We start from the raw sequence: 19664 nt of genomic DNA, 5'->3' as shown, positions 1-19664 counted from the left end.
TGTTGAATTAAGTATAAAAATTAGGAATAAAGACGATGCAGCATTTTCAATTTCAAACAGTTGGCAACATTATTTCTGGATTGGGTTCAATTTCTGAACTAAAAACGGTTTTAACCGAAAAAAATTATAAGCGTTTGTTATTGGTCACCGATGCTGGCATTTTACAACAACAATTACATCAACCTATTTTAGAAATTTTAAAGCAACTGCAACTGGACTATGCCATTTACTCGAATGTGCAAGCCGACCCCGCAGAACAGATTGTGTTAGAAGCAGTTGATTTTGCCAAACAGCAAAATATTGATGTTGTATTAGGTTTTGGTGGGGGTAGTGCGATGGATGTCGCCAAAATTATTGCCGTGCTGAGTCATTCCGAACAAACTCAACAACTGTCGGACTTGTACGGTGTTGGCAATGCGAAAGCACCACGTTTACCACTCATTTTAGTTCCCACAACGGCAGGTACAGGTTCAGAAGTCACACCTATTTCCATTGTCACCACAGGTGCAACCAGTAAAACAGGCATTGTTTCTCCTATTTTATATGCCGATGTTGCCATTTTAGATGCCAATTTTACCCGTCATCTACCTGCACAGATTACCGCAGCCACAGGTATAGATGCGATGGTACATGCCATTGAAGCCTATACTTCTAAAATCAAAAAAAATGCGTATTCAGATTTTCTGGCAAAACATGCGCTGCGTTTACTTGATCAAAACTTAAAATTAGTGCTTGAAGATGGCAGCAATATGCAAGCACGGCAAAACATGCTGTTTGGTTCAATGCTGGCAGGACAAGCCTTTGCCAATGCTCCTGTGGCTGCGGTACATGCGCTTGCCTATCCTTTAGGCGGACATTTCCATATTTCACATGGGCATAGCAATGCATTGGTACTAACCGAAGTTTTAAAATTTAATGCGCCTGCAGCCAAACAGTATTATGCAGAACTGATGTGTTGGTTAGACCCACGCAGTAAAGGCTGCACAGATGGATTATGTGATTTGTTTATTGATCATTTACAAAATCATTTAGATCAAAGTGGCTTGGTGTTAAAACTCAATGCCCTAGGCATAGCAGAAAACATGCTGCCACAACTGGCAGAAGATGCGATGCTGCAAAGCCGTTTATTGCAAAACAACCCGAGAGCAATGCAAATGCAGGATGCGTTACAGATTTACCAAGCCATTTATGCCTAACATTTACGCTTAACGTTCTGTATTTAACTTTCTACATTTATTTGGGATGATTTCCACCCATTAAAGCATGACACCACGTCGATAAAAATATAGGTAAACTTGTGAAACCTGACACCAAAACCCGTGAGCAATACGCTTTTTTCTTTCCCATCCAAACTCGCTGGGCAGACAACGATATGTATGGACATGTCAATAATGTCACTTATTACAGCTATTTTGACAGCGCAGCCAATGCCCTACTGATGCAAAAAGCAGGCTTTGAACCCAAACGATCACCCTGTATTGGTTTAGTGGTCAATTCCACCTGTCATTTTTTGCAGGAATTGTCCTATCCTGAAATGATTGAAGTAGGTGTTGCTATTCAAAAAATTGGAAACTCATCCTTAATTTATGATTTGGCAATTTTTAAAAACAATCAAAATCTTGCCGCTGCACAAGGACAAGTGGTGCATGTATTTGTAGATCGAATTACACGCCAAAACTGCCCGATTCCTGACTCCATCCGCGAAGCATTACAGCCATATAAAAGCACAGATTCAGCTTGCGCTTAGCAAAAAATAAGGCTGGTTTGACCCAGCCTTAAAATTCTGCAAACAAAAGCTAACAACAGGTTATTTCAACTGAATGTTATGTAATTCGCCATCAAAGTTTTGCAAAATATCTTTCACAATCGGTTCTTGATGCAATAAATTTTCAGCCCGTTGATAAGCGCGTTGTTTGCGCTGTTGCTGCAAAATGTACGGTGTCGTGTCATCCACATTTTCATATTGCACTTTAAACAGAGTTTTACTCCACTGTTCTTTTAAAGCACTTTCTAAAGCATGTTGCAGTTGAGTCAATAACTGCTGATATTGCTCAGGAATATGAAAAACCGATTCAGCATTAATCTGCCCCGTCATTACGCCATGCTGCGCCAATTCTTGCACGGCAGGTGACAACTCGCTGTGTCTAAACCAATATTCCCACTTGTCTAAAGTCCACTCACCTTCTAAAACTTGCGGCTGTAAACGCAGAATATCCTGCGGCATTAATTGATCATCGGCATTAGATGCTATGGTTTGCTGCGGTTGTGCTGTCGCACTGGCAACATTCGGTTCGACTTCAGTCGCTGCTAAATCAAATAAAGCGGTTTCTGCATTACTTACATTTTGTGTAATTGACGGTGAAGCATTATTCGATTGTAGTGTAGATGAAACTAGCGATGTTTCGGCTGATGCAGCAAGATCACCTAACGGTGCAACGGCATCAAAACTTTCCAGTAAAAAATCATCATGACTTTGCACATCAGATGTAGTGCTTACCGATGAGGCATCTTCATCTAAACCAAACAATTGTGCATCTGCATTTGGATCAAACACGATAGATTCAGATTGCTTATCCTCAGCCTGTATTGCAGTTTCTTCATTCACTGCAGGTTCTGACATAGATTCTGGTGAAATCGCAGCTGTTGAGTGTAGCGCTTGCGGAGTCGATTGTTGCGCTTGAATCAACTGTTGATCTTGATGTGTTAAAGCTTCAGGCTCATCCTCATCTAAAAAATCATCTGAAGAAGGTTCTGCAACACTGGTTTGTGTCGTGGTGTGATCTGAATAATCGTCATCCTCATAGTCAAATCCATCAAGATCAGGTGTTGCAACCGCATCTAATTCAGTTACATGCTGTTCCGCTTGTGCTGTATTTTGAGTTGCCACAGCTTGTGGAGTTTGCTCCATTTGAGCAACTGGCTGGGAAGCCGCTGTTTGTGCAGTATTTTGTGGCGCAGCAACCAACACTTCATTGGCTTGCAAAGGTCGAAATGCCAGTAAACGCAGTACACACATTTCAAAGCCTTGTTCTTGGGTTACGGCAATTTGTAAATCGGCGCGTCCTTTACAAGCAATTTGATAATACAACTGTAAATCTTGTGCAGAGATCAGACCCGCAAGCTGCTGAATTTTTTGATTAATTTCAGCACTGTATTTTAGGTTTAAATCTGGCAGATATTGCATGATTGCCAATTCATGCAGTGTCGAAATTAACTGATCCAACACCAAAGACACATCTAAAGCTTGCTGTCTAAATTGTAATAACAACTGACTCACACGCTGCTGTTGGTTTTGATGAATCGCTAAAATCAAATCATAGATAATGGTGCGATCAATCAAGCCCAGCATGTCTTTGACATCTTGATGATGAATTTCACCCTGACCATAAGCAATGGCTTGGTCTGTCAAAGACATCGCATCACGCAAAGAACCTTGCGCAGATTCAGCAATCTGCCAAATTGCATCTTGCTCTGCAACAATCTGTTCTTTGGCTAAAATATCCGTTAAATGACTGGTAATTTCATCGACCTGCAATGGACGCAAAGTAAATTGCAAACAGCGCGAAATCACAGTAATAGGGAGTTTTTGTGGGTCTGTGGTCGCAAACAGAAACTTCACATGCTCAGGCGGTTCTTCCAAAGTTTTTAGCAAAGCATTGAACGAATGCGTAGACAGCATGTGCACTTCGTCAATCAGATAAACCTTAAAACGCCCCTGAGTCGGTGCATAAGGTACGTTATCAAGCAACTCACGTGTGTCTTCAACCTTAGTACGTGACGCCGCATCAATTTCGATTAAATCAATAAAACGACCTTCATTGACCGCAGTACAGGTCGGACACACTTCACATGGGGTAGATGTCACGCCTGTTTCACAGTTCAGGCATTTGGCCAAAATACGCGCAATGGTAGTTTTACCTACACCACGTGTTCCCGTAAAAAGATAAGCATGGTGCAAACGCCCACGTTCCAAAGCACTGGTCAATGCCCGTGATACATGGTTTTGTCCCACCAATTCATTAAAATTACGAGGACGATATTTACGCGCAAGTACCTGATACATGAATGCTCCTTTTTACAGGTCTAAGCATACTGTTTTTTTGGCAAAGAGTGAACGTACAATCACGCCTAAAACCAGCCTTTACGCCCTTGCAATTGCCGATCTGCACAGCGAATGGCTTCCTGACTCAGTCCCCAAAGTCGATAATCACCAATTAAAGAACCTGCAGCAAAATTATGGGTATAGGCAAAACTGAGTTGACGGTCAGGATCACACCACGCGCCTGAACCATTAAAACCCATGTGTCCAAAACCGTGAGAGCGCTTACCCAAACTTAATACACGGTGATAGCCTAATCGCCAATGCATCGGGATAGGCATGACCCGATCACGCTGTACATATTGTACTTGGCTCAATTGCTGAAAAACTTCAGGCTGAATCAATTGCTGACCTTGCCATGATCCACCCTGCGCCAACATGGCATAAATACGTGCCAAACTTTGGGCAGTAAATACACCATTGGCAGCAGGAATCACGGCTTGTAAGCCTGTATCACTAAAAAAACTAAAATTTTTCATGCCTTTGGGAATCATGCCATCCTGAAAGTCTTGCGGATTTTGCCCACTCCATGCAATGACTTTATCGAATATTGATACAGGACGTTTGCTCGATTTAGCTTGGTTTTTAACTTTAGCTGTCTGTTTATTTGTAGATGATGCATCTGTTTGCGCTGATGTCACAGCAGTTTTAAATGGTCGTGCGACACGGGAAAGCTCAGACGCAGGCACACCAAAATACGCCCCATCCAAAGCCAAAGATTCAACCAAGTATTGCTGCATCAATTCAGCCAATGTTTGACCTGTAGCTTTTTCTAAAATCCCACCGACCAGCCAGCCAAAAGTTAAAGGTTGATACGCTGCCTCACTTGCTACATCAAAACGTGGCTTGGCTTGAGCCAACACATCCAGCATGTGCGACCAATCTGCCATTTCAGTCGCATCGGCAATGATATTACGGATGTCATATAAACCACTTTGATGACTCAGCACATGCCTTAAGGTCATCAATGCTTTGCCATTTTGGGCGAATTCAGGCCAGTATATATAAATGGGAGTATCGTAATCGACCAGTCCTTGACTGACCAAAATATGTGCCAGTGTCGCTAATACACCTTTGCCTGTGGAATAACATACCGATAACGTATCGGCTTGCCAGTCTTCATCTGGCGACTTTTTACCTGTGTAAATATCGACGACTTTCTGACCTTGAAAGTACACCGCTAAAGCAGCTCCGCCCTGTTGGCTACGTGCATTTTGCAAACGGCTAAATTGCATCGCTAAATCATGAAACTCAGGTGCAACCCATCCACGATAATTTTCAGTTTCAGCAAAAATATAATCCTTTAAATGTTGCATCGTCCTGTCTATCTCGTTTTTATTATTAATAAAAAGCTAGCGCAAATAAAAAGCCTAAATCCAAAGGATTTAGGCTTTCGATCACTGAATTAAAGCGCGGTGACAACACCTGTCACGTGCGGTTTTTGGTTTTTACTGTTTCGAATTAAAAAGTCTGTATTTTTAGCGTCCGTTGCAGTTAAAAACTCAACTTTAGATGGCAAATACATAGGTAACTTAAACCACACATCGACTTCATAAGCATCTGGCAAAGTTAAACTAGATAAGGCTTTGGCTTTGCTCCACATGCCGTGCGCAATCGCTTGTTTAAAGCCAAATGCTTTTGCAGTAATCGCGTGGATATGAATTAAGTTAAAATCGCCAGACGTTAAAGCATAACGGCGACCTGTATTTTCAGAAATATCCCATTCAGCTTGAACGGCATAGTTTAGCGCTTTGCTTTCTGCAGATTTTGCAGCTGCTTTAGTGGTGGTTTTTTGACGTGCTAAATACGTGGTTAAACCTTCAATCACCACCTCATTGCCTACTTTAACAGTGGTAATAAAATCAAACTGTACGCCTTTATCATGTGGTTGCAATTCACCAAATTTACACGACAAGGTCAGTTGTTCATTCAATCCAACTTTACGGCTTTGTTTGACTTGGTTGCGAATATGCACCAAGCCCAAAATTGCAAATGGAAATGCTTCTTGGGTCATCATGTGCATTTGCAGACTTTGTGACAATACAGCCAAATAAATTGCAGGAATATAGCCGTTATTTTTAAAACCTGTCACTGCATTATAGGCTTTTAAGTGCTTTTGATCGACCTTGAATGAATCCACCACATATTCAACTTGCGGCAGAACTTTTTCACCTTTTGGCTTTTTAAAAATTAAGCCCTGAATCACTTTTGGATAGGCTAAATAGGGTTTTGGAAGTTGACTAAAATGGCGAGTATTCATACTGAACCTTTGAGAAGTTTTTCTAATTTATTTAATGGAGTTCTTTCTCCCGCTGGGAGAAAGCTAGAGAGAAGGGTTAATAATCTATCCCCTTATCTCCCTCTCCTAAATCCTCTCCCCAAGGGAGAGAACTTTGAAGGTGTTAAGCCCCTAACAAGCTTTGACCACAAACACGTACCACGTTACCATTAATACCTGTCGATGCCGATGAAGCAAAGTAAGCAATGGTTTCTGCAACGTCTACAGGTAAACCACCTTGGCTCATAGAGTTCATACGACGACCTGCTTCACGAATAGCAAAAGGAATTGCCGCGGTCATTTGCGTTTCAATAAAGCCAGGTGCAACGGCATTAATGGTGATGCCGTTGTTTAAAACAGGTGCGGTGAATTTCACGACACCAATCACACCAGCTTTAGATGCTGCATAGTTGGTTTGACCCAAGTTGCCTGCAATACCTGAAATTGAAGATACGCAAACAATACGACCATTGGCATTTAAACCATCATTTGCCAATAAGTAATCGTTCACACGCTCAATTGCAGACAAGTTGATGTTAATGACTAAATCCCAAAGCTCTGGTTTCATATTTGCCAAAGTTTTGTCACGGGTAATCCCCGCATTATGCACAATAATATCCAAACCACCTTGCGCAGCGGCAGCTGTTTTAATTTGCTCGCCTGCATCTGCAGCAGTAATGTCAATTGCTAGCGTTGAACCACCAATTTCAGCAGCAACACGGTCTAAATCTGCTTGTTGTTGTGGAACGTCTAGGCAAATAACGTGTGCACCATCACGTGCCAACACATGCGCAATCGCTTCACCAATACCACGGCTTGCACCTGTCACTACAGCAGTTTTACCTGCCAATGGTTTTGCCCAATCTACCTCTACAGTTGCAGCATTCGACACACGGATCACCTGACCTGACACATAAGCTGAACGTGGTGAAATGGCAAAACGTAACGTAGATTCTAAGTTTGCTGCAGCACCTTGATCGACATAAATTAAGTTAGCCGCAATGCCTTTTTTAAATTCTTTGCCTACCGATTTTACAAAACCTTCCAAAGCGCGTTGTGCAATGGCTTTTTTCACACTGCCTGCAGTTTCTGGTGTAGTACCAATCACCACCACGCGACCAGAAGCCTGAATTTGACGTGCGATTGGGTTAAAGAACTCATAAAGCGCTTTTAATTGTTCAGAGTTTTCAATACCTGAAGCATCAAACACCACCACTTTAAATTTAGATTCTTTATCGCCTGGATTGAATGCACCTAAATTTAAGCCCACTTTTGCCGCAGCTTGTTGCAATTCTGCATTGTTACCTGCATAACTGTTGGCATGTACATTAGCTAAAACTTGTGCAATTGATGCAGACAAATCACTTGCAGGGGCTGCACCTAAAAGTACTGCACCTTTTACCACTGGTGTTGCAGACTCAAAACGATCTAAAAAAGTTGGGGATGGTAAACCCAAATTTTTAATGACAAATTTACCAATAGGAGATTTTGCAAATGTTTGATATTGATCAGTCATGATTATTATCTCTCATAAATTCATTTTTTGATGGATTACACGATATCTTTTAACATCAATATGATGCCAAATGCCCACATTTCAATAGCGTTACCCGTTTGTGCTAAATCATACTTGAGTTAATTATCAGATGTCTTGACCTGAATGCATTCTGCAATGTCATTGTAGTCAATTCAGCTGTCATACTATTGTGCTAATGTACGCATCAAGTAGACCCTTAACATGCTTGGAAAAGCCTTATGAGCAAAACAACTCAAGAAAATCCAGCAGTGGAAAATTCTGCAACGGATTCTGTGTCAAATACATCAACTGCTAAACGTACAAGCAAAAGTAGCAACACTGCAACCCGTTCCAACACGAGTACGACAAAAACTACACGTACCCGCACGACTAGCCGTGCTAAAACAACTGCTTCAACGCAAACAAAAGCACCATCTAATACCAATACCTCTGTTCAACAGGATAAAATTATGAGCCAAAACACTGTTCGCCGCGTTGCTATTATCGGTGGTAACCGTATTCCATTCGCACGTTCTAATGGCGCTTACTTTACTGCATCTAATACAGATATGTTTACAGCAGCATTAAATGGTCTTGTTGAACGATTCAACTTACAAGGTCAGCGTTTGGGTGAAGTTGTTGCAGGTGCAGTGCTCAAACACAGCCGTGACTTTAACATGACTCGTGAGTGCGTACTCAATACTGCCCTTGCTCCTGAAACACCTGCTTACGATATACAACAAGCATGTGGTACTGGCTTGCAGGCTGCTTTTTTAGTTGCGAATAAAATTGCACTGGGTCAAATCGAGGTTGGTGTTGCAGGCGGTGTAGATACGACTTCTGACGCGCCAATCGCATTTGGCGATGGTTTGCGTAAAGCATTGCTTGAATTGAACATTGCAAAAACAGGTAAAGACCGCTTAAAAGCATTAACCAAAATCAACATTAAAGATTTAATGGATGCGCCACGTAACGGTGAACCACGCACAGGTTTATCAATGGGCGACCACCAAGCCATTACTACGTTGGAATGGGGCATCTCTCGTGAAGCGCAGGATGAGTTAGCAGCTTCATCTCACCAAAAAATGGCAGCTGCCTATGACGAAGGTTTCTTTGATGATCTCATCACGCCATTTTTAGGTTTAGAACGTGACAATAACTTACGTGCAGATTCTACTGTAGAAAAACTAGCGAAGTTAAAACCTGCTTTTGGTAAAGGCGACGCGCGCACTATGACGGCGGGTAACTCGACTCCACTAACCGATGGTGCATCTTGCGTATTACTTGCCTCTGAAGAATGGGCAAAAGCCAATGGTCATGAAGTCTTGGCATATTTGACTTTCCAAGAAACTGCCGCAGTTGATTTTGTAGGTAAAAAAGAAGGTTTGTTGATGGCGCCTGCATACGCTGTCCCACGTATGCTTGAACGTGCTGGTTTAACATTACAAGACTTCGACTATTACGAAATTCACGAAGCATTTGCTTCACAAGTCTTGTCGACCTTAAAAGCATGGGAAGATCCGAACTTCTGTAAAGAGCGTTTAGGTTTAGATGCACCTTTAGGATCAATTGATCGTAGCAAGCTGAACGTCAAAGGTTCATCTTTGGCAGCAGGTCACCCATTTGCAGCAACAGGCGGACGTATTCTTGCCACTGCGGCGAAACTTCTGAATCAAAAAGGTTCAGGTCGCGTATTGGTGTCAATCTGTGCAGCAGGCGGTCAAGGTGTAACAGCCATTATTGAAAAATAATTCTGCCTAGTTCCAATTTAGATAACAATAAAAGCCACTTGATTCGCTCAGGTGGCTTTTTTATAGCGCTTAATTTATAGCAGCTCACTTTTAATTAGCCACTAGCGTTTTATCTGACTGAATGTTGCGGAGCATAACCCAATTTCGCTTCGATATGGTCATAACAATATTGAAAAATAAAGGTATAGAGCAAAATACTGAGCGTCATCAATAAATCAATCAAAATTGCCTGCAGCATGGATATTTCTAGTGCATACGCCACCATGGGAATAGTGGCGAGCATTAAGCCACCTTCAAAACCAATTGCGTGTAAAACGCGTATTTTAAAAGTTCTGTGTAGCTGGTGTTGCGCTTCAAACTTTTCAAAATAGTGATTGAAAAACATATTCCACAGCACCGATGTCACCGCCATCGCAATGCCTAGACCACCTGTCACTTGCATTGGCATTTCAAACACATAACTTAATGCCAAAGCAATGATGACCAATAAAATCACTTCATAACTCAGGGCATGTACCCATCTTCTTTTGGAAATCAACATCTGCTTACTCAAATACTTATCCTTCCCCGCTTATTTTATTTTCATTTAATTGACCAATCGAGTTAGAATCCATCAATAATATTGAAAAGTAAAACGAATGCTCAGCCATGAATATCAATCAAGATCAGCTGATTATTTTTATCACCGTCATGGAAACGGGTTCTTTTTCTGCAGCTGCACGCCAATTGGGCAAGGTGCCTTCGGCAATTAGTATGTCCATTGCTAATTTAGAAATTGATTTAGACCTAAAACTGTTTGAACGGATTGGGCGTGAACCTTTGCCTACCCCACAAGCGCAGAGTCTTTACGAAAAAAGCAAACAACTGCTCATAGAAATGAAGCAATGGAAACAACATGCTTTTGCGCTCAGTTCTGGGCTGGAAGCACACTTAAATATTGTGGTGGTGTCTGAATTACTACACACTCGCTGGACAGATTATATTGTGTTACTAGAACAGCAATTTCCTGAATTGCAGATCAATATTTTCTCTGCGCCACAAGAAGATGCACTGCATTTACTCATGACTCAAGCAGCGGACTTGGCCTTTATGTTTGAACGCGAACAATTACAAAGCAGTGAACAATTTGTGGAATTAAAACGTGAAATTTTAGTGCCTGTCGCTGCCCGACATTCACCGCTGGCTGAATCTGATCAAGTCAGTTTTGAACAGATTTTACAAAATCGGCAAATTGTAGTGGCGAGCCGTGATCGGCAGATTAAACCCGAGTTGTTATTTTCTAAGCACTATTGGCGTACCGATAATCATCATTCTGCCTGCAGTATGATTAAGCAGGGTTTAGGCTGGGGTGTCTTGCCCTTGGAAATGCTGAATGAACATCCTGAACTACAACACGAATTAAAAATTTTACAGCTGCTAGATTTCACCCCAAAATTTGAATATTTTGTCGATTTGGTCTGGAGCCGAGAACATCAATTGGGCGCTGCTGCTCATTTTTTGATTAATCACGTCCGAAATCTGAGAAAAACTGGTAAATAATCCACAAACCCTCTTACTTGGTACTTGGGTTAAAAGCTGTTTGTGATATAACTGAATGTATAAGCAATAACCTAAGAACTAGATCTCGAATGACACAGACAGCCTTAAATCAACTAAAAAACTTAACCACCATTGTTGCAGATAGTAGTGACTTGGCTGCGATTGAAAAGTTTCGTCCTTTGGATGCGACCACCAACCCATCACTCATTACGGCGGCTGCAAATCAACCTGAAAATAAAGCGTTGATTGAAGCTGCATTTGAGCAAGCCAAAGCTGAAGGTTATACAAATGATCTATTGGTTGAGCGCAGCATTGATATTTTAACGGTCAAATTTGGTGTAGAAATTTTAAAGCTGATTGAAGGTCGTGTTTCGACTGAGGTGGATGCTTCTTTGTCTTATGACACTGATGCGACCATTGCCAAAGCCAAAGAACTTTTAGCACTGTACCAAGCTTATGGTGTTCATTCAGACCGCATTTTGATTAAGATTGCATCGACATGGGAAGGCATTCAAGCGGCGAAAGTGTTGGAAGCCGAAGGCATTCACACCAATTTAACCTTATTGTTTGGTTTACATCAGGCACATGCTTGTGCAGATGCCAAAGTGACGTTGATTTCACCATTTGTGGGTCGTATTTTAGATTGGTATAAAAAAGCTGAAAATGTCATGTACTACCCTATTGAAAAAGATCCGGGTGTACTTTCGGTGAAGAAAATTTATCAATTCTATAAACAGCATCAAGTACAAACTGAAATTATGGGCGCGAGTTTCCGTAGTATTGATCAGGTTTTGGCTTTAGCTGGTTGTGATTTATTGACCGTTGCACCAAATTTATTGGCAGAACTTGAAGCTGATGAACGAGAAGTCGCTGCAGCGTTATCGACCAATGGCATTCAAGTTCAAGCTGAACCACTGGCAGCAATTGAAAAGGAACAATTCAAAGCGCAACTTGAGGCAGATTTGATGGCGTTCCAATTGTTACAAGGCGGCATTGATGGCTTTATTAAAGCGCGTGAGCAACTTGCCACCCTATTACGCCAGTCTTTCGGCTTAGATGCAGAGATTAAAGCTTAAGCTTTAACCTATCCCAGTAAAATTCCAAAATTTTTACTAAGCCACAAAACCGATGTTGTTATACTGCAACATCGGTTTTTATTTAGGTGAGTTTGCGTGTTTGGTATTAGTGACCTCAGCACTTTTATAATTGGCACAACCTTAACTGTGCTCTTGCCTGGCCCAAACTCACTCTATGTCATGTCAGTGGCTTCACGCTTTGGGATACGCACAGGCTATGCAGCTGCTTTCGGTGTATTTACGGGTGATCTGATTTTAATTGTGTGCACCATTTTAGGGGCAGCCTCATTATTGCATGCTTTTCCATGGCTATTCACCTTATTAAAAGTAGTTGGTGCGCTCTACTTAGGCTATTTAGGTATTAAACTACTGATTGCAGCCTATAAAACATGGTTTCCACAAACCAGAACTTCGCACGCCAATCTTTCTACAACAGCAACGAGCAATACAACTGAACGGGTTCATCCCTACCGAACTGCTTTAATGATTAGCGTTATTAACCCAAAAGCAATTTTGTTTTATTTGTCTTTTTTTGTGCAATTCGTCAATCCTGATTACACCTACCCGATGCTGAGCTTTGCTGTTTTAGCCATCGTCCTACAAATCATTAGCATGGGTTATTTATCTATCTTGATTTTTTCAGGAGTCAAATTAGCCAGTTATTTCAATCAACGCTATAAAATTGCAGCCATTTGCGTTGCAAGCATTGGTATTTTGTTCTGCGGTTTTGGCTTTAGACTGGCAAGCTCAACGCTATAAAAAAAGTATAAAAAACACTTTTGACTATTTGTTCAAATGTGTATGATCTGTTCATCAATTATAGAAAATATGTCTAAGAAAGCATGCAAAAACTTTTAAATGACTTCTCTGTGCCTGCAGTATTTGCAGGTTTTATTACCTTCTTGGTCGGTATTAGTGTTTCCGCGGTTTTAGTCATTCAGGCAGCACAAATTTTAGGCGCAAGTGCTGAGCAAATCAGCTCTTGGTTTTGGGCGTTGGGTTTAGGTATTGGTCTAAGCGGGCTGATTTTATCTTGGAAATTTAAATATCCTGTGGCGACCTCATGGTCTACCGCAGGCTTGGCACTGATTATCGCCACGGGCAGCGGTTATAGCTTACACGAAGCAATTGGCGCATTTTTGTTTTGTGGCGTACTCACAGCAGTGCTTGGCTTTTTGGGTATTTTTGAAAAGGTACTGACTTATATTCCACAAAGCTTAACCAGCGCCATGTTGGCAGGTGTGCTGCTTAAATTTGGGATTGCCCTATTTACCAGTCTGCAAGAAGCATGGGCATTTATTTTGTCTTTATTGGCAGCCTATGTATTGGCAAAACGATTTAGCCCGCGTTATAGCATTGTTTTAACTGTATTGATTGGGGTCGCACTATGCCCAATCTTCTTGCAATTTCAAATGCCGAGTGTGCAATGGAGTATTGCACAACCAGTTTGGATGCAACCTGAATTAAGTTGGTCTGCTATTTTAGGTTTAGCCCTGCCTTTGTTTGTCATTAATATGGCATCGCAATATTTACCCGGTCTTGCCATGATCAAAAGCTATGGTTTTAACCCAAATGTACGTCACTTAATTGGTTGGACAGGCACAGCACAAGCGATTTTCGCGCCATTTGGATGTTTTAGTGTCAATATCGCATCCATCAGTGCTGCGATTAGCTTAGATGATCAATCGCATCCCGATGCCAGTAAGCGCTATATTGCGGGAATTAGCTGCGGTTTGTTTTATATCTTGATGGGGATCTTTGCTGCAACGCTCACCAGTTTGTTGATGTCATTCCCAGCTGTTTTTATTACTGCTTTGGCAGGAATTGCACTGCTTGGCACTATTGGACACAACATCGCCCTCGCCTTTCAGCACGTTGCAGAGCGTGAAGCCGCTTTATTGACCTTTTTATTTAGTGCTTCTGGGGTGCAGTTTTTTGGTATTGGTTCTGCATTTTGGGGACTGATTTTTGGTTGTGTGGTTTTGGCAGTTTTAAAGTTTAAACAAAGCAAAAGCTAAATAACTTAAGCAGTTAAAAAACACTTTTTCTGAAGCATCGTATTGATTTATTGTATGCGCGATACATTAGGGTCTGCTGTGCTTCGGATAAATTCTACTGTTTTAGCAAAAGTTTGCTGGCTTTCTTTTTGGTGCATAAAAAATTGATATTCGTGAATTAACCATGCTTTTGTATCTGGATAAAATGCTGTCGTCACAGGAATCTGCTGTTGCTGTAAAGCATGCAGCATCGGCATAGATTGAGTTTCTGTTAAAAAGTCTTTGTTACCACCACTGATAAATACCGCAGGATAGTTTGCCGTTAAATGTTGAATAGGCGAAATATTCTTCAGAAATTCACTGTCCTGTTTCCGATCTCCCGTGTAAGCCTGCACCAAATTATAAACACCCCACTCTACGATATTCATTTCATCTGGCGCAGTTTCAACAAACGCTTTTAGATCATAAATCCCGCAGTGCAAAATCAGCCCTTTAAGTTGTTTGTGCTGAATAGTCGGCTGTAAATTAGACTGCTGTGCAAATGCAGGATTACTCAATAATGCGGCATAATGGCTAGCTAAATTCGCCCCTGCAGAATCGCCTGCTAAATATAATTGTTGTGGATTAAGCTGATATTTTTCTGCATGTTGCGTGATGTAATTTAAAGCCTGATCAATTTGTTGCAACTGAGTAGGATAAGTTGCATGCGGGGCAAATTGATATTGTACGGCAATTACATTAAAGCCCTGCGCGGCTAATAATTTAAAATAGCCACGTGCGTGGGCTTTTGAACCTGCAATCCAGCCACCACCATGAATCCAGACAATTGTCGGGCGTGCAGCTAAATCTTGCAATTGACTGTCTTGATACAAGTCAAAACTCAAATTGGGCTGCGTGGCATACACAATATCATGTTGCACTTGTATGTTTTTGGGTGCATAGCGATCCATGATTTTTTGCTGCAAGCCTGTGGTGAGATTAAATGCACCAGCAATGATTCGACTGTTCTGCTGCGTGGTTTGACAAGCACTTAACAATATAAAACACAGCAACATCCAAAATAATTTCAAACCACAATTCCCTCAAGATTCATAGGCACAATTCAAACCCAAGTTATTCAAAATATTAGGATCCAGGGTCTGTTGATACTTCGTCTATGTTTGCGACGATGCATATTTTTTAGCTGATATAAGGCATGAGGCAGGAAATTTAGTCATTCTAAATGACTGACTCATAACGCAATAGCAGCAAAAAACATGCTTGTCCTGAAAGGCTGTGGCTAAAACTTTCTCAGATTGCGTTATGAAACTTGGCAATAGTCTCGCTATTCCCTGCGTTTCATGCCTGATCTGCTCAGTTTTAGCCTACAGCACAAACCATTTATGAAATATCAACAGACCCTATTTATTTTTGCAAATTTAGCAGCTTATTTTATCGTATAGCCTTGCCGTTGAGTTGAGCAATTTCATCATCTTCAGCTTATCTTTTATTTCAGCAAATTTGGCGGGTAATTAAATGAATTATCAATCTTTTTTTAGATTTTAAATTGAACCTGTATAGACTATATGCTATCAATAAAGTGTAAGGCACATAATCATAATTTCTGGAGTTACCCGCATGTCGTACCAAAATATTTTAGTCCCTGTAGATGGTTCACAAATTTCTTTTTCAGCGGTCAAACATGCAGCTGAAATTGCCAAAGTATTTAACAGCAAACTCACCTTAATTAGCCTTGTTGCGGAAGACCCATTTACCGATTCGGACTTTTACTATAACTATTCATCTGCCATTATGAAAGAATACTTTGTGCAAGCGACAGCCAATGCACAAAAAGCATTAAAAGAAGCAGATGAAATTGCGCAAGCGGTGGGTGTAAACGCAGAAACTCGTGTGGTTGAGGGTTTGGTATCTGCTGAAGGTGTAATTAAAACAGCGAAAGACTTAAATGCCGATGTGATTGTGATGGGTTCACATGGTCGTAAAGGTTTCCAAAAATTATTATTGGGTAGCTTTGCCACAGACGTATTACGTCATACAGAATTACCTGTGCTTGTAGTTAAAGCTTAATCACTATTTTAAGCCATATTTTCATCATAAATTTTTAATAAGGATTTGCCATGACAACTTATAAACACTTACTTGTTCCAGTAGATGAGTCACCTATGTCTTATGCTGCAGCCGAACAAGCACTTTCATTGGCAAAAGATCTAAATTGCCCTGTTACTATTATGAGTGTAATTGCAGTTGATCCTTTTGTAGGCGTGGACTTCTACAAAGTTGCACCAGCAATTACCGATTATTTCATGCAGGCTGAACAAAATGCACAAAATCGTTTGGCTGAAATTCAGCAATCCTTTAGCCGTGAAGGTATTTCGGTAGATACTAAAATTATCCGCGGTGTTGCAGCCTCTGAAGGGATTGTACAAATTGCCAATGAAATTGGTGCTGACCTGATTATTATGGGTTCGCATGGCCGTACTGGCGTGAAAAAGATGATGCTCGGTAGCGTTGCCCAAAACGTACTGACTCAGTCTCCTGTTCCTGTTTTGATTGTTAAGGTTTAATTCATTACCAACTGTGCTCTGCCACAGTAAAAGATAAAATAAAAAAATCCCGTTCGCCAATGAACGGGATTTTTCTGGATAAAACTTTTAAAAGCTTTTCTAAATTACATATTATGCAATCCAGTTTAGCTAGGTTGAATATTCATTTCAGACCAAAACTTAATTAACCCGATGCGGTAAACGGAACATTTCATGCGTATCGGTATAAAAACTGCGACCATCTAAATTCAGTTCAATTTCCTGACCACATTCCAACAACACATGTTTTCCGACTTCGACCCATTTAAAACCATCACGGGTATTTTGCTTTTTCTTTGATGCCACCAAAGACACCATAATTTCGCGACCATTCACTGCTTTCGCAAGCATTGTTTGCATTTTTTTCAATATTTACACCAATTCATTTATAACTTACAAATCAAGCTCAAATTAAAATTTTGAGCATAGTTTTTAATACAACAACATTCATCACACTTAATTTGCAGTGCATAGAAAATAAATGCAGCACAGCATGATGATGAATAACTACGAGAGAATAGAGATATTTTTATTGTACAAGTTATATTATAACATAGATTTAAAGTCTTTGCAGCATCGGCTACAAATTTGTAAAGATAAACTTAATAAAACAAAAATTTCTTAATCAAACCTTAATCATTTTCGTGAGATAATCTACCCCAGACACAATGGATGGTGTTTGATCGCACAAGCCCACTTCGGTGGGTTTCTTATTAGGCTAACTAAATAACGATAACAAACTTTATCTTTCTGACGTTTATCTTCTGATTTTTTATCTACAAATTTCAAAAATAAAAAAGAGTATGGATTTTTTTAACCCATACTCTTTGTGTGCGACTACGCTACTCCATTAGCGCATAGTCACAAATTCTTCTGCAGCAGTTGGATGAATTGCGACAGTATTGTCAAAATCTTGCTTGGTCGCGCCCATTTTGACCGCGACTGCAAAACCTTGCAAAATTTCATCCATGCCATAGCCAATACCATGCACGCCCACGACTTTGTGTTCATCACCAACGCAGACCAATTTCATTTTAGACACTTGACGATGCTGAGTTACAGCCGTGTACATTGAGGTAAAAGAAGATTGATAGACTTTGACCTGATCTTGCCCAAACTGTTCAATGGCTTGCGCTTCACTTAAACCCACCGTACCAATAGGCGGATGACTAAAGACCACCGTGGCAACATTTTGATAATCTAAATATTCATTTGGTTTGTGATTGAATAAACGTTCAGACAATTTACGTCCTGCGGCAACAGCAACGGGTGTCAGCTCAATTTTTCCAATAATATCGCCCACCGCATAAATACCTGCTTGGCTGGTATTTTGGAATTGATCTACTGCGATATATCCTTTTTCATCAATCTGCACATTTGCAGCAGCCAAGTTCAATGCTTGTGTATTTGGTTTACGTCCAACTGCCCAAATCAGACAATCGACCTCATGCTGTGAACCATCTTCAAGATGTAATAACAAAGACTGATCCGCTTGGCGAGTGACTTTCTTTGGAATGGCTTGCGTATGCACTTGGATATGTTCATCACGCATACATTCAAGTAATGTTTCACCTAAAAATTGATCTAAACTACGCAGCGGCAATTGTTTACGAATAAACAATCCAACTTCTGAACCCAACCCATTTAAAACACCTGCTAACTCTACGGCAATATAACCCGAACCGACAATTGCCGTGCGTTTTGGTAATTGTTGCAATTCAAAGAAACCGTTTGAATCAATTCCTAGCTCTGCCCCTTCAATATCTGGACGTGTTGGCTCAGTTCCTGTGGCTATTAAAATGTGATCTGCAGTGTATTGCTGCTGATTTACTTCAACTGTTTTTTCATTTACAAAACGAGCAAAGCCCTGAATCACATCAACATTGTTTTTAGCTAAACCTGATTGATACGATGCATGGATACGCTGAATATAAGCTTGACGATTTTGAATTAACGTATTCCAATCATGCGATTTTAATTCAGTATTAAAACCATAATCTGGGCCGTATTTTTGAATAGCATCGGCGATTTGCGCAGAATACCACATCACTTTTTTAGGCACACACCCCACATTGACACAAGTCCCGCCCAAATCTGCAACTTCAATTAATGCACATTTTTTACCATATTGCGCCGCGCGATTGGCCGAAGCAATACCACCACTTCCTGCCCCAATTACCAAATAGTCATAATGTTTAGCCATTTCATGCCTCAATTTTTCGTGATTTTTTAGATACTCATCTGCAGAAATTCAGCGCAGAAAAACATTCATTTTCATCAAAACTAACACATAAAACTGCATTTCCCAAGTCAGCCATATTGTCTAAATACACAAAATCGACACACTGTCATTCAATTGATTTCACTGCCAATAAAACTGACTATTCACTTAAATTTTACGCTTTTAAGGCTATAATATAAATTTGATTTTTTATCATTGGGGTCAATGTGAAGCAGTGGGTTTACGTTCTGATATGTAGCTTTATCACTTTCGGCTGTTCCCCATCCCAACCGTCAGATCAAGCCCCAAGCATGTTTGATGAACTCGATCTCATCAATACCAAAATGAATGAAATCTTGCTTCGCGATTTAGATAACTATTCTGCAGATGAGCGCAAACATATTATTTGTGAAGAATATACGCAGATTTACAAACATGAATATATGCCAATTGTACTTAAAAATTCTAAACCTGAAGATCGGCAATATAACGAGAAAAAATTACTTGCTGAATTAAATGAAACTTATACCAACTATAAAAATGAATATCAAATTCGCTGTGACTAAGCTAGATTATTTTTAATATATTCCAGCCACAAAAAAGCC

18 protein-coding genes are annotated in these 19664 nt (G+C 40.5%); 10 read left to right on the top strand and 8 right to left on the bottom strand.

Going from position 1 to position 19664, the window contains the following annotated elements:
• Positions 1 to 35: 35 nt before the first annotated feature.
• Positions 36 to 1196, top strand: coding sequence for an iron-containing alcohol dehydrogenase (locus HX743_RS05140; RefSeq protein ID WP_178318675.1), 1161 nt, complete (start codon positions 36 to 38; stop codon positions 1194 to 1196).
• A 101-nt stretch (positions 1197 to 1297) separates the two neighbouring features.
• Positions 1298 to 1747: a thioesterase family protein gene (locus HX743_RS05135; protein ID WP_004973275.1), complete on the top strand. Its 450-nt coding sequence runs from the start codon at positions 1298 to 1300 to the stop codon at positions 1745 to 1747.
• 60 nt (positions 1748 to 1807) lie between these two features.
• On the opposite strand, the gene dnaX is transcribed toward HX743_RS05135, so the two are convergent.
• The 4 genes from dnaX to HX743_RS05115 form a co-directional block, all read right to left on the bottom strand.
• Complete coding sequence (gene dnaX, locus HX743_RS05130) at positions 1808 to 4063, bottom strand: DNA polymerase III subunit gamma/tau (protein ID WP_178318674.1); 2256 nt, start codon at positions 4061 to 4063, stop codon at positions 1808 to 1810.
• A gap of 65 nt (positions 4064 to 4128) precedes the next feature.
• Entirely contained in the window at positions 4129 to 5334 is a 1206-nt protein-coding gene (locus HX743_RS05125; protein WP_372238841.1) for a serine hydrolase domain-containing protein, read from the bottom strand.
• A gap of 170 nt (positions 5335 to 5504) precedes the next feature.
• Positions 5505 to 6359, bottom strand: coding sequence for a MaoC/PaaZ C-terminal domain-containing protein (locus HX743_RS05120; protein WP_178318672.1), 855 nt, complete (start codon positions 6357 to 6359; stop codon positions 5505 to 5507).
• Positions 6360 to 6501: 142 nt separating this feature from the next.
• A complete protein-coding gene (locus HX743_RS05115) occupies positions 6502 to 7893 on the bottom strand; it encodes a 3-oxoacyl-ACP reductase (RefSeq protein WP_178318671.1) in 1392 nt (463 codons plus the stop codon).
• A gap of 239 nt (positions 7894 to 8132) precedes the next feature.
• Here HX743_RS05115 and HX743_RS05110 point away from each other — a divergent pair, with 239 nt between their 5' ends.
• A complete protein-coding gene (locus HX743_RS05110; RefSeq protein ID WP_096900885.1) occupies positions 8133 to 9644 on the top strand; it encodes an acetyl-CoA C-acetyltransferase in 1512 nt (503 codons plus the stop codon).
• 109 nt (positions 9645 to 9753) lie between these two features.
• Here HX743_RS05110 and aceI read toward each other — a convergent pair whose 3' ends face one another.
• The gene (aceI, locus tag HX743_RS05105; protein ID WP_136144604.1) at positions 9754 to 10185 is read right to left on the bottom strand and encodes a chlorhexidine efflux PACE transporter AceI; all 432 of its coding nucleotides are present in this window, start codon (positions 10183 to 10185) and stop codon (positions 9754 to 9756) included.
• 107 nt (positions 10186 to 10292) lie between these two features.
• On the opposite strand from aceI, the gene HX743_RS05100 reads away from it, so the two are divergent.
• The 4 genes from HX743_RS05100 to HX743_RS05085 all read left to right on the top strand — a co-directional run bounded on the left by HX743_RS05100 (position 10293) and on the right by HX743_RS05085 (position 14277).
• Entirely contained in the window at positions 10293 to 11183 is an 891-nt protein-coding gene (locus tag HX743_RS05100; protein ID WP_004973259.1) for a LysR family transcriptional regulator, read from the top strand.
• A gap of 89 nt (positions 11184 to 11272) precedes the next feature.
• Positions 11273 to 12259, top strand: a complete 987-nt coding sequence (gene tal, locus HX743_RS05095; protein ID WP_136144603.1) for a transaldolase — start codon at positions 11273 to 11275, stop codon at positions 12257 to 12259.
• 96 nt (positions 12260 to 12355) lie between these two features.
• Positions 12356 to 13018, top strand: coding sequence for a leucine efflux protein LeuE (gene leuE, locus HX743_RS05090; protein WP_178318670.1), 663 nt, complete (start codon positions 12356 to 12358; stop codon positions 13016 to 13018).
• 83 nt (positions 13019 to 13101) lie between these two features.
• Positions 13102 to 14277 carry a benzoate/H(+) symporter BenE family transporter gene (locus HX743_RS05085; RefSeq protein ID WP_178318669.1) on the top strand — a complete coding sequence of 392 codons (1176 nt, stop codon included), beginning with the start codon at positions 13102 to 13104 and terminating at the stop codon, positions 14275 to 14277.
• A gap of 47 nt (positions 14278 to 14324) precedes the next feature.
• Here HX743_RS05085 and HX743_RS05080 read toward each other — a convergent pair whose 3' ends face one another.
• On the bottom strand, positions 14325 to 15311 hold the full coding sequence (locus tag HX743_RS05080; protein WP_178318703.1) for an alpha/beta hydrolase: 987 nt from the start codon (positions 15309 to 15311) through the stop codon (positions 14325 to 14327).
• Positions 15312 to 15873: 562 nt separating this feature from the next.
• Between HX743_RS05080 and HX743_RS05075 the strand changes: the two genes are divergently transcribed.
• Together HX743_RS05075 and HX743_RS05070 are read left to right on the top strand one after the other, a co-directional pair.
• Positions 15874 to 16323 carry a universal stress protein gene (locus tag HX743_RS05075; RefSeq protein ID WP_178318668.1) on the top strand — a complete coding sequence of 150 codons (450 nt, stop codon included), beginning with the start codon at positions 15874 to 15876 and terminating at the stop codon, positions 16321 to 16323.
• 50 nt (positions 16324 to 16373) lie between these two features.
• Positions 16374 to 16820, top strand: coding sequence for a universal stress protein (locus tag HX743_RS05070; RefSeq protein WP_004973247.1), 447 nt, complete (start codon positions 16374 to 16376; stop codon positions 16818 to 16820).
• A gap of 159 nt (positions 16821 to 16979) precedes the next feature.
• On the opposite strand, the gene HX743_RS05065 is transcribed toward HX743_RS05070, so the two are convergent.
• Positions 16980 to 17198: a hypothetical protein gene (locus HX743_RS05065; protein ID WP_004973244.1), complete on the bottom strand. Its 219-nt coding sequence runs from the start codon at positions 17196 to 17198 to the stop codon at positions 16980 to 16982.
• A 490-nt stretch (positions 17199 to 17688) separates the two neighbouring features.
• Positions 17689 to 19041, bottom strand: a complete 1353-nt coding sequence (gorA, locus tag HX743_RS05060) for a glutathione-disulfide reductase (protein WP_178318667.1) — start codon at positions 19039 to 19041, stop codon at positions 17689 to 17691.
• A gap of 245 nt (positions 19042 to 19286) precedes the next feature.
• Here gorA and HX743_RS05055 point away from each other — a divergent pair, with 245 nt between their 5' ends.
• The gene (locus HX743_RS05055) at positions 19287 to 19625 is read left to right on the top strand and encodes a hypothetical protein (protein WP_143228668.1); all 339 of its coding nucleotides are present in this window, start codon (positions 19287 to 19289) and stop codon (positions 19623 to 19625) included.
• The last annotated feature ends 39 nt before the right edge of the window (positions 19626 to 19664 follow it).

This window comes from Acinetobacter sp. Swhac1 (genome assembly GCF_013390985.1).
Taxonomy (GTDB): Bacteria; Pseudomonadota; Gammaproteobacteria; order Pseudomonadales; family Moraxellaceae; genus Acinetobacter; species Acinetobacter towneri.
This window is presented reverse-complemented; position numbering and strand designations above follow the sequence as displayed.

Excerpts from the sequence above, each read along its gene's own strand:
- HX743_RS05070 (WP_004973247.1), top strand. The coding sequence starts at position 16,374 with ATGACAACTTATAAACACTTACTTGTTCCAGTAGATGAGTCACCTATG.
- dnaX (WP_178318674.1), bottom strand. The coding sequence starts at position 4,063 with ATGTATCAGGTACTTGCGCGTAAATATCGTCCTCGTAATTTTAATGAA.
- HX743_RS05100 (WP_004973259.1), top strand. The coding sequence starts at position 10,293 with ATGAATATCAATCAAGATCAGCTGATTATTTTTATCACCGTCATGGAA.
- HX743_RS05110 (WP_096900885.1), top strand. The coding sequence starts at position 8,133 with ATGAGCAAAACAACTCAAGAAAATCCAGCAGTGGAAAATTCTGCAACG.
- HX743_RS05120 (WP_178318672.1), bottom strand. The coding sequence starts at position 6,359 with ATGAATACTCGCCATTTTAGTCAACTTCCAAAACCCTATTTAGCCTAT.
- HX743_RS05065 (WP_004973244.1), bottom strand. The coding sequence starts at position 17,198 with ATGCAAACAATGCTTGCGAAAGCAGTGAATGGTCGCGAAATTATGGTG.
- gorA (WP_178318667.1), bottom strand. The coding sequence starts at position 19,041 with ATGGCTAAACATTATGACTATTTGGTAATTGGGGCAGGAAGTGGTGGT.
- tal (WP_136144603.1), top strand. The coding sequence starts at position 11,273 with ATGACACAGACAGCCTTAAATCAACTAAAAAACTTAACCACCATTGTT.
- aceI (WP_136144604.1), bottom strand. The coding sequence starts at position 10,185 with ATGTTGATTTCCAAAAGAAGATGGGTACATGCCCTGAGTTATGAAGTG.
- HX743_RS05085 (WP_178318669.1), top strand. The coding sequence starts at position 13,102 with ATGCAAAAACTTTTAAATGACTTCTCTGTGCCTGCAGTATTTGCAGGT.
- HX743_RS05115 (WP_178318671.1), bottom strand. The coding sequence starts at position 7,893 with ATGACTGATCAATATCAAACATTTGCAAAATCTCCTATTGGTAAATTT.
- HX743_RS05140 (WP_178318675.1), top strand. The coding sequence starts at position 36 with ATGCAGCATTTTCAATTTCAAACAGTTGGCAACATTATTTCTGGATTG.
- HX743_RS05075 (WP_178318668.1), top strand. The coding sequence starts at position 15,874 with ATGTCGTACCAAAATATTTTAGTCCCTGTAGATGGTTCACAAATTTCT.
- HX743_RS05125 (WP_372238841.1), bottom strand. The coding sequence starts at position 5,334 with ATGCAATTTAGCCGTTTGCAAAATGCACGTAGCCAACAGGGCGGAGCT.
- HX743_RS05080 (WP_178318703.1), bottom strand. The coding sequence starts at position 15,311 with ATGTTGCTGTGTTTTATATTGTTAAGTGCTTGTCAAACCACGCAGCAG.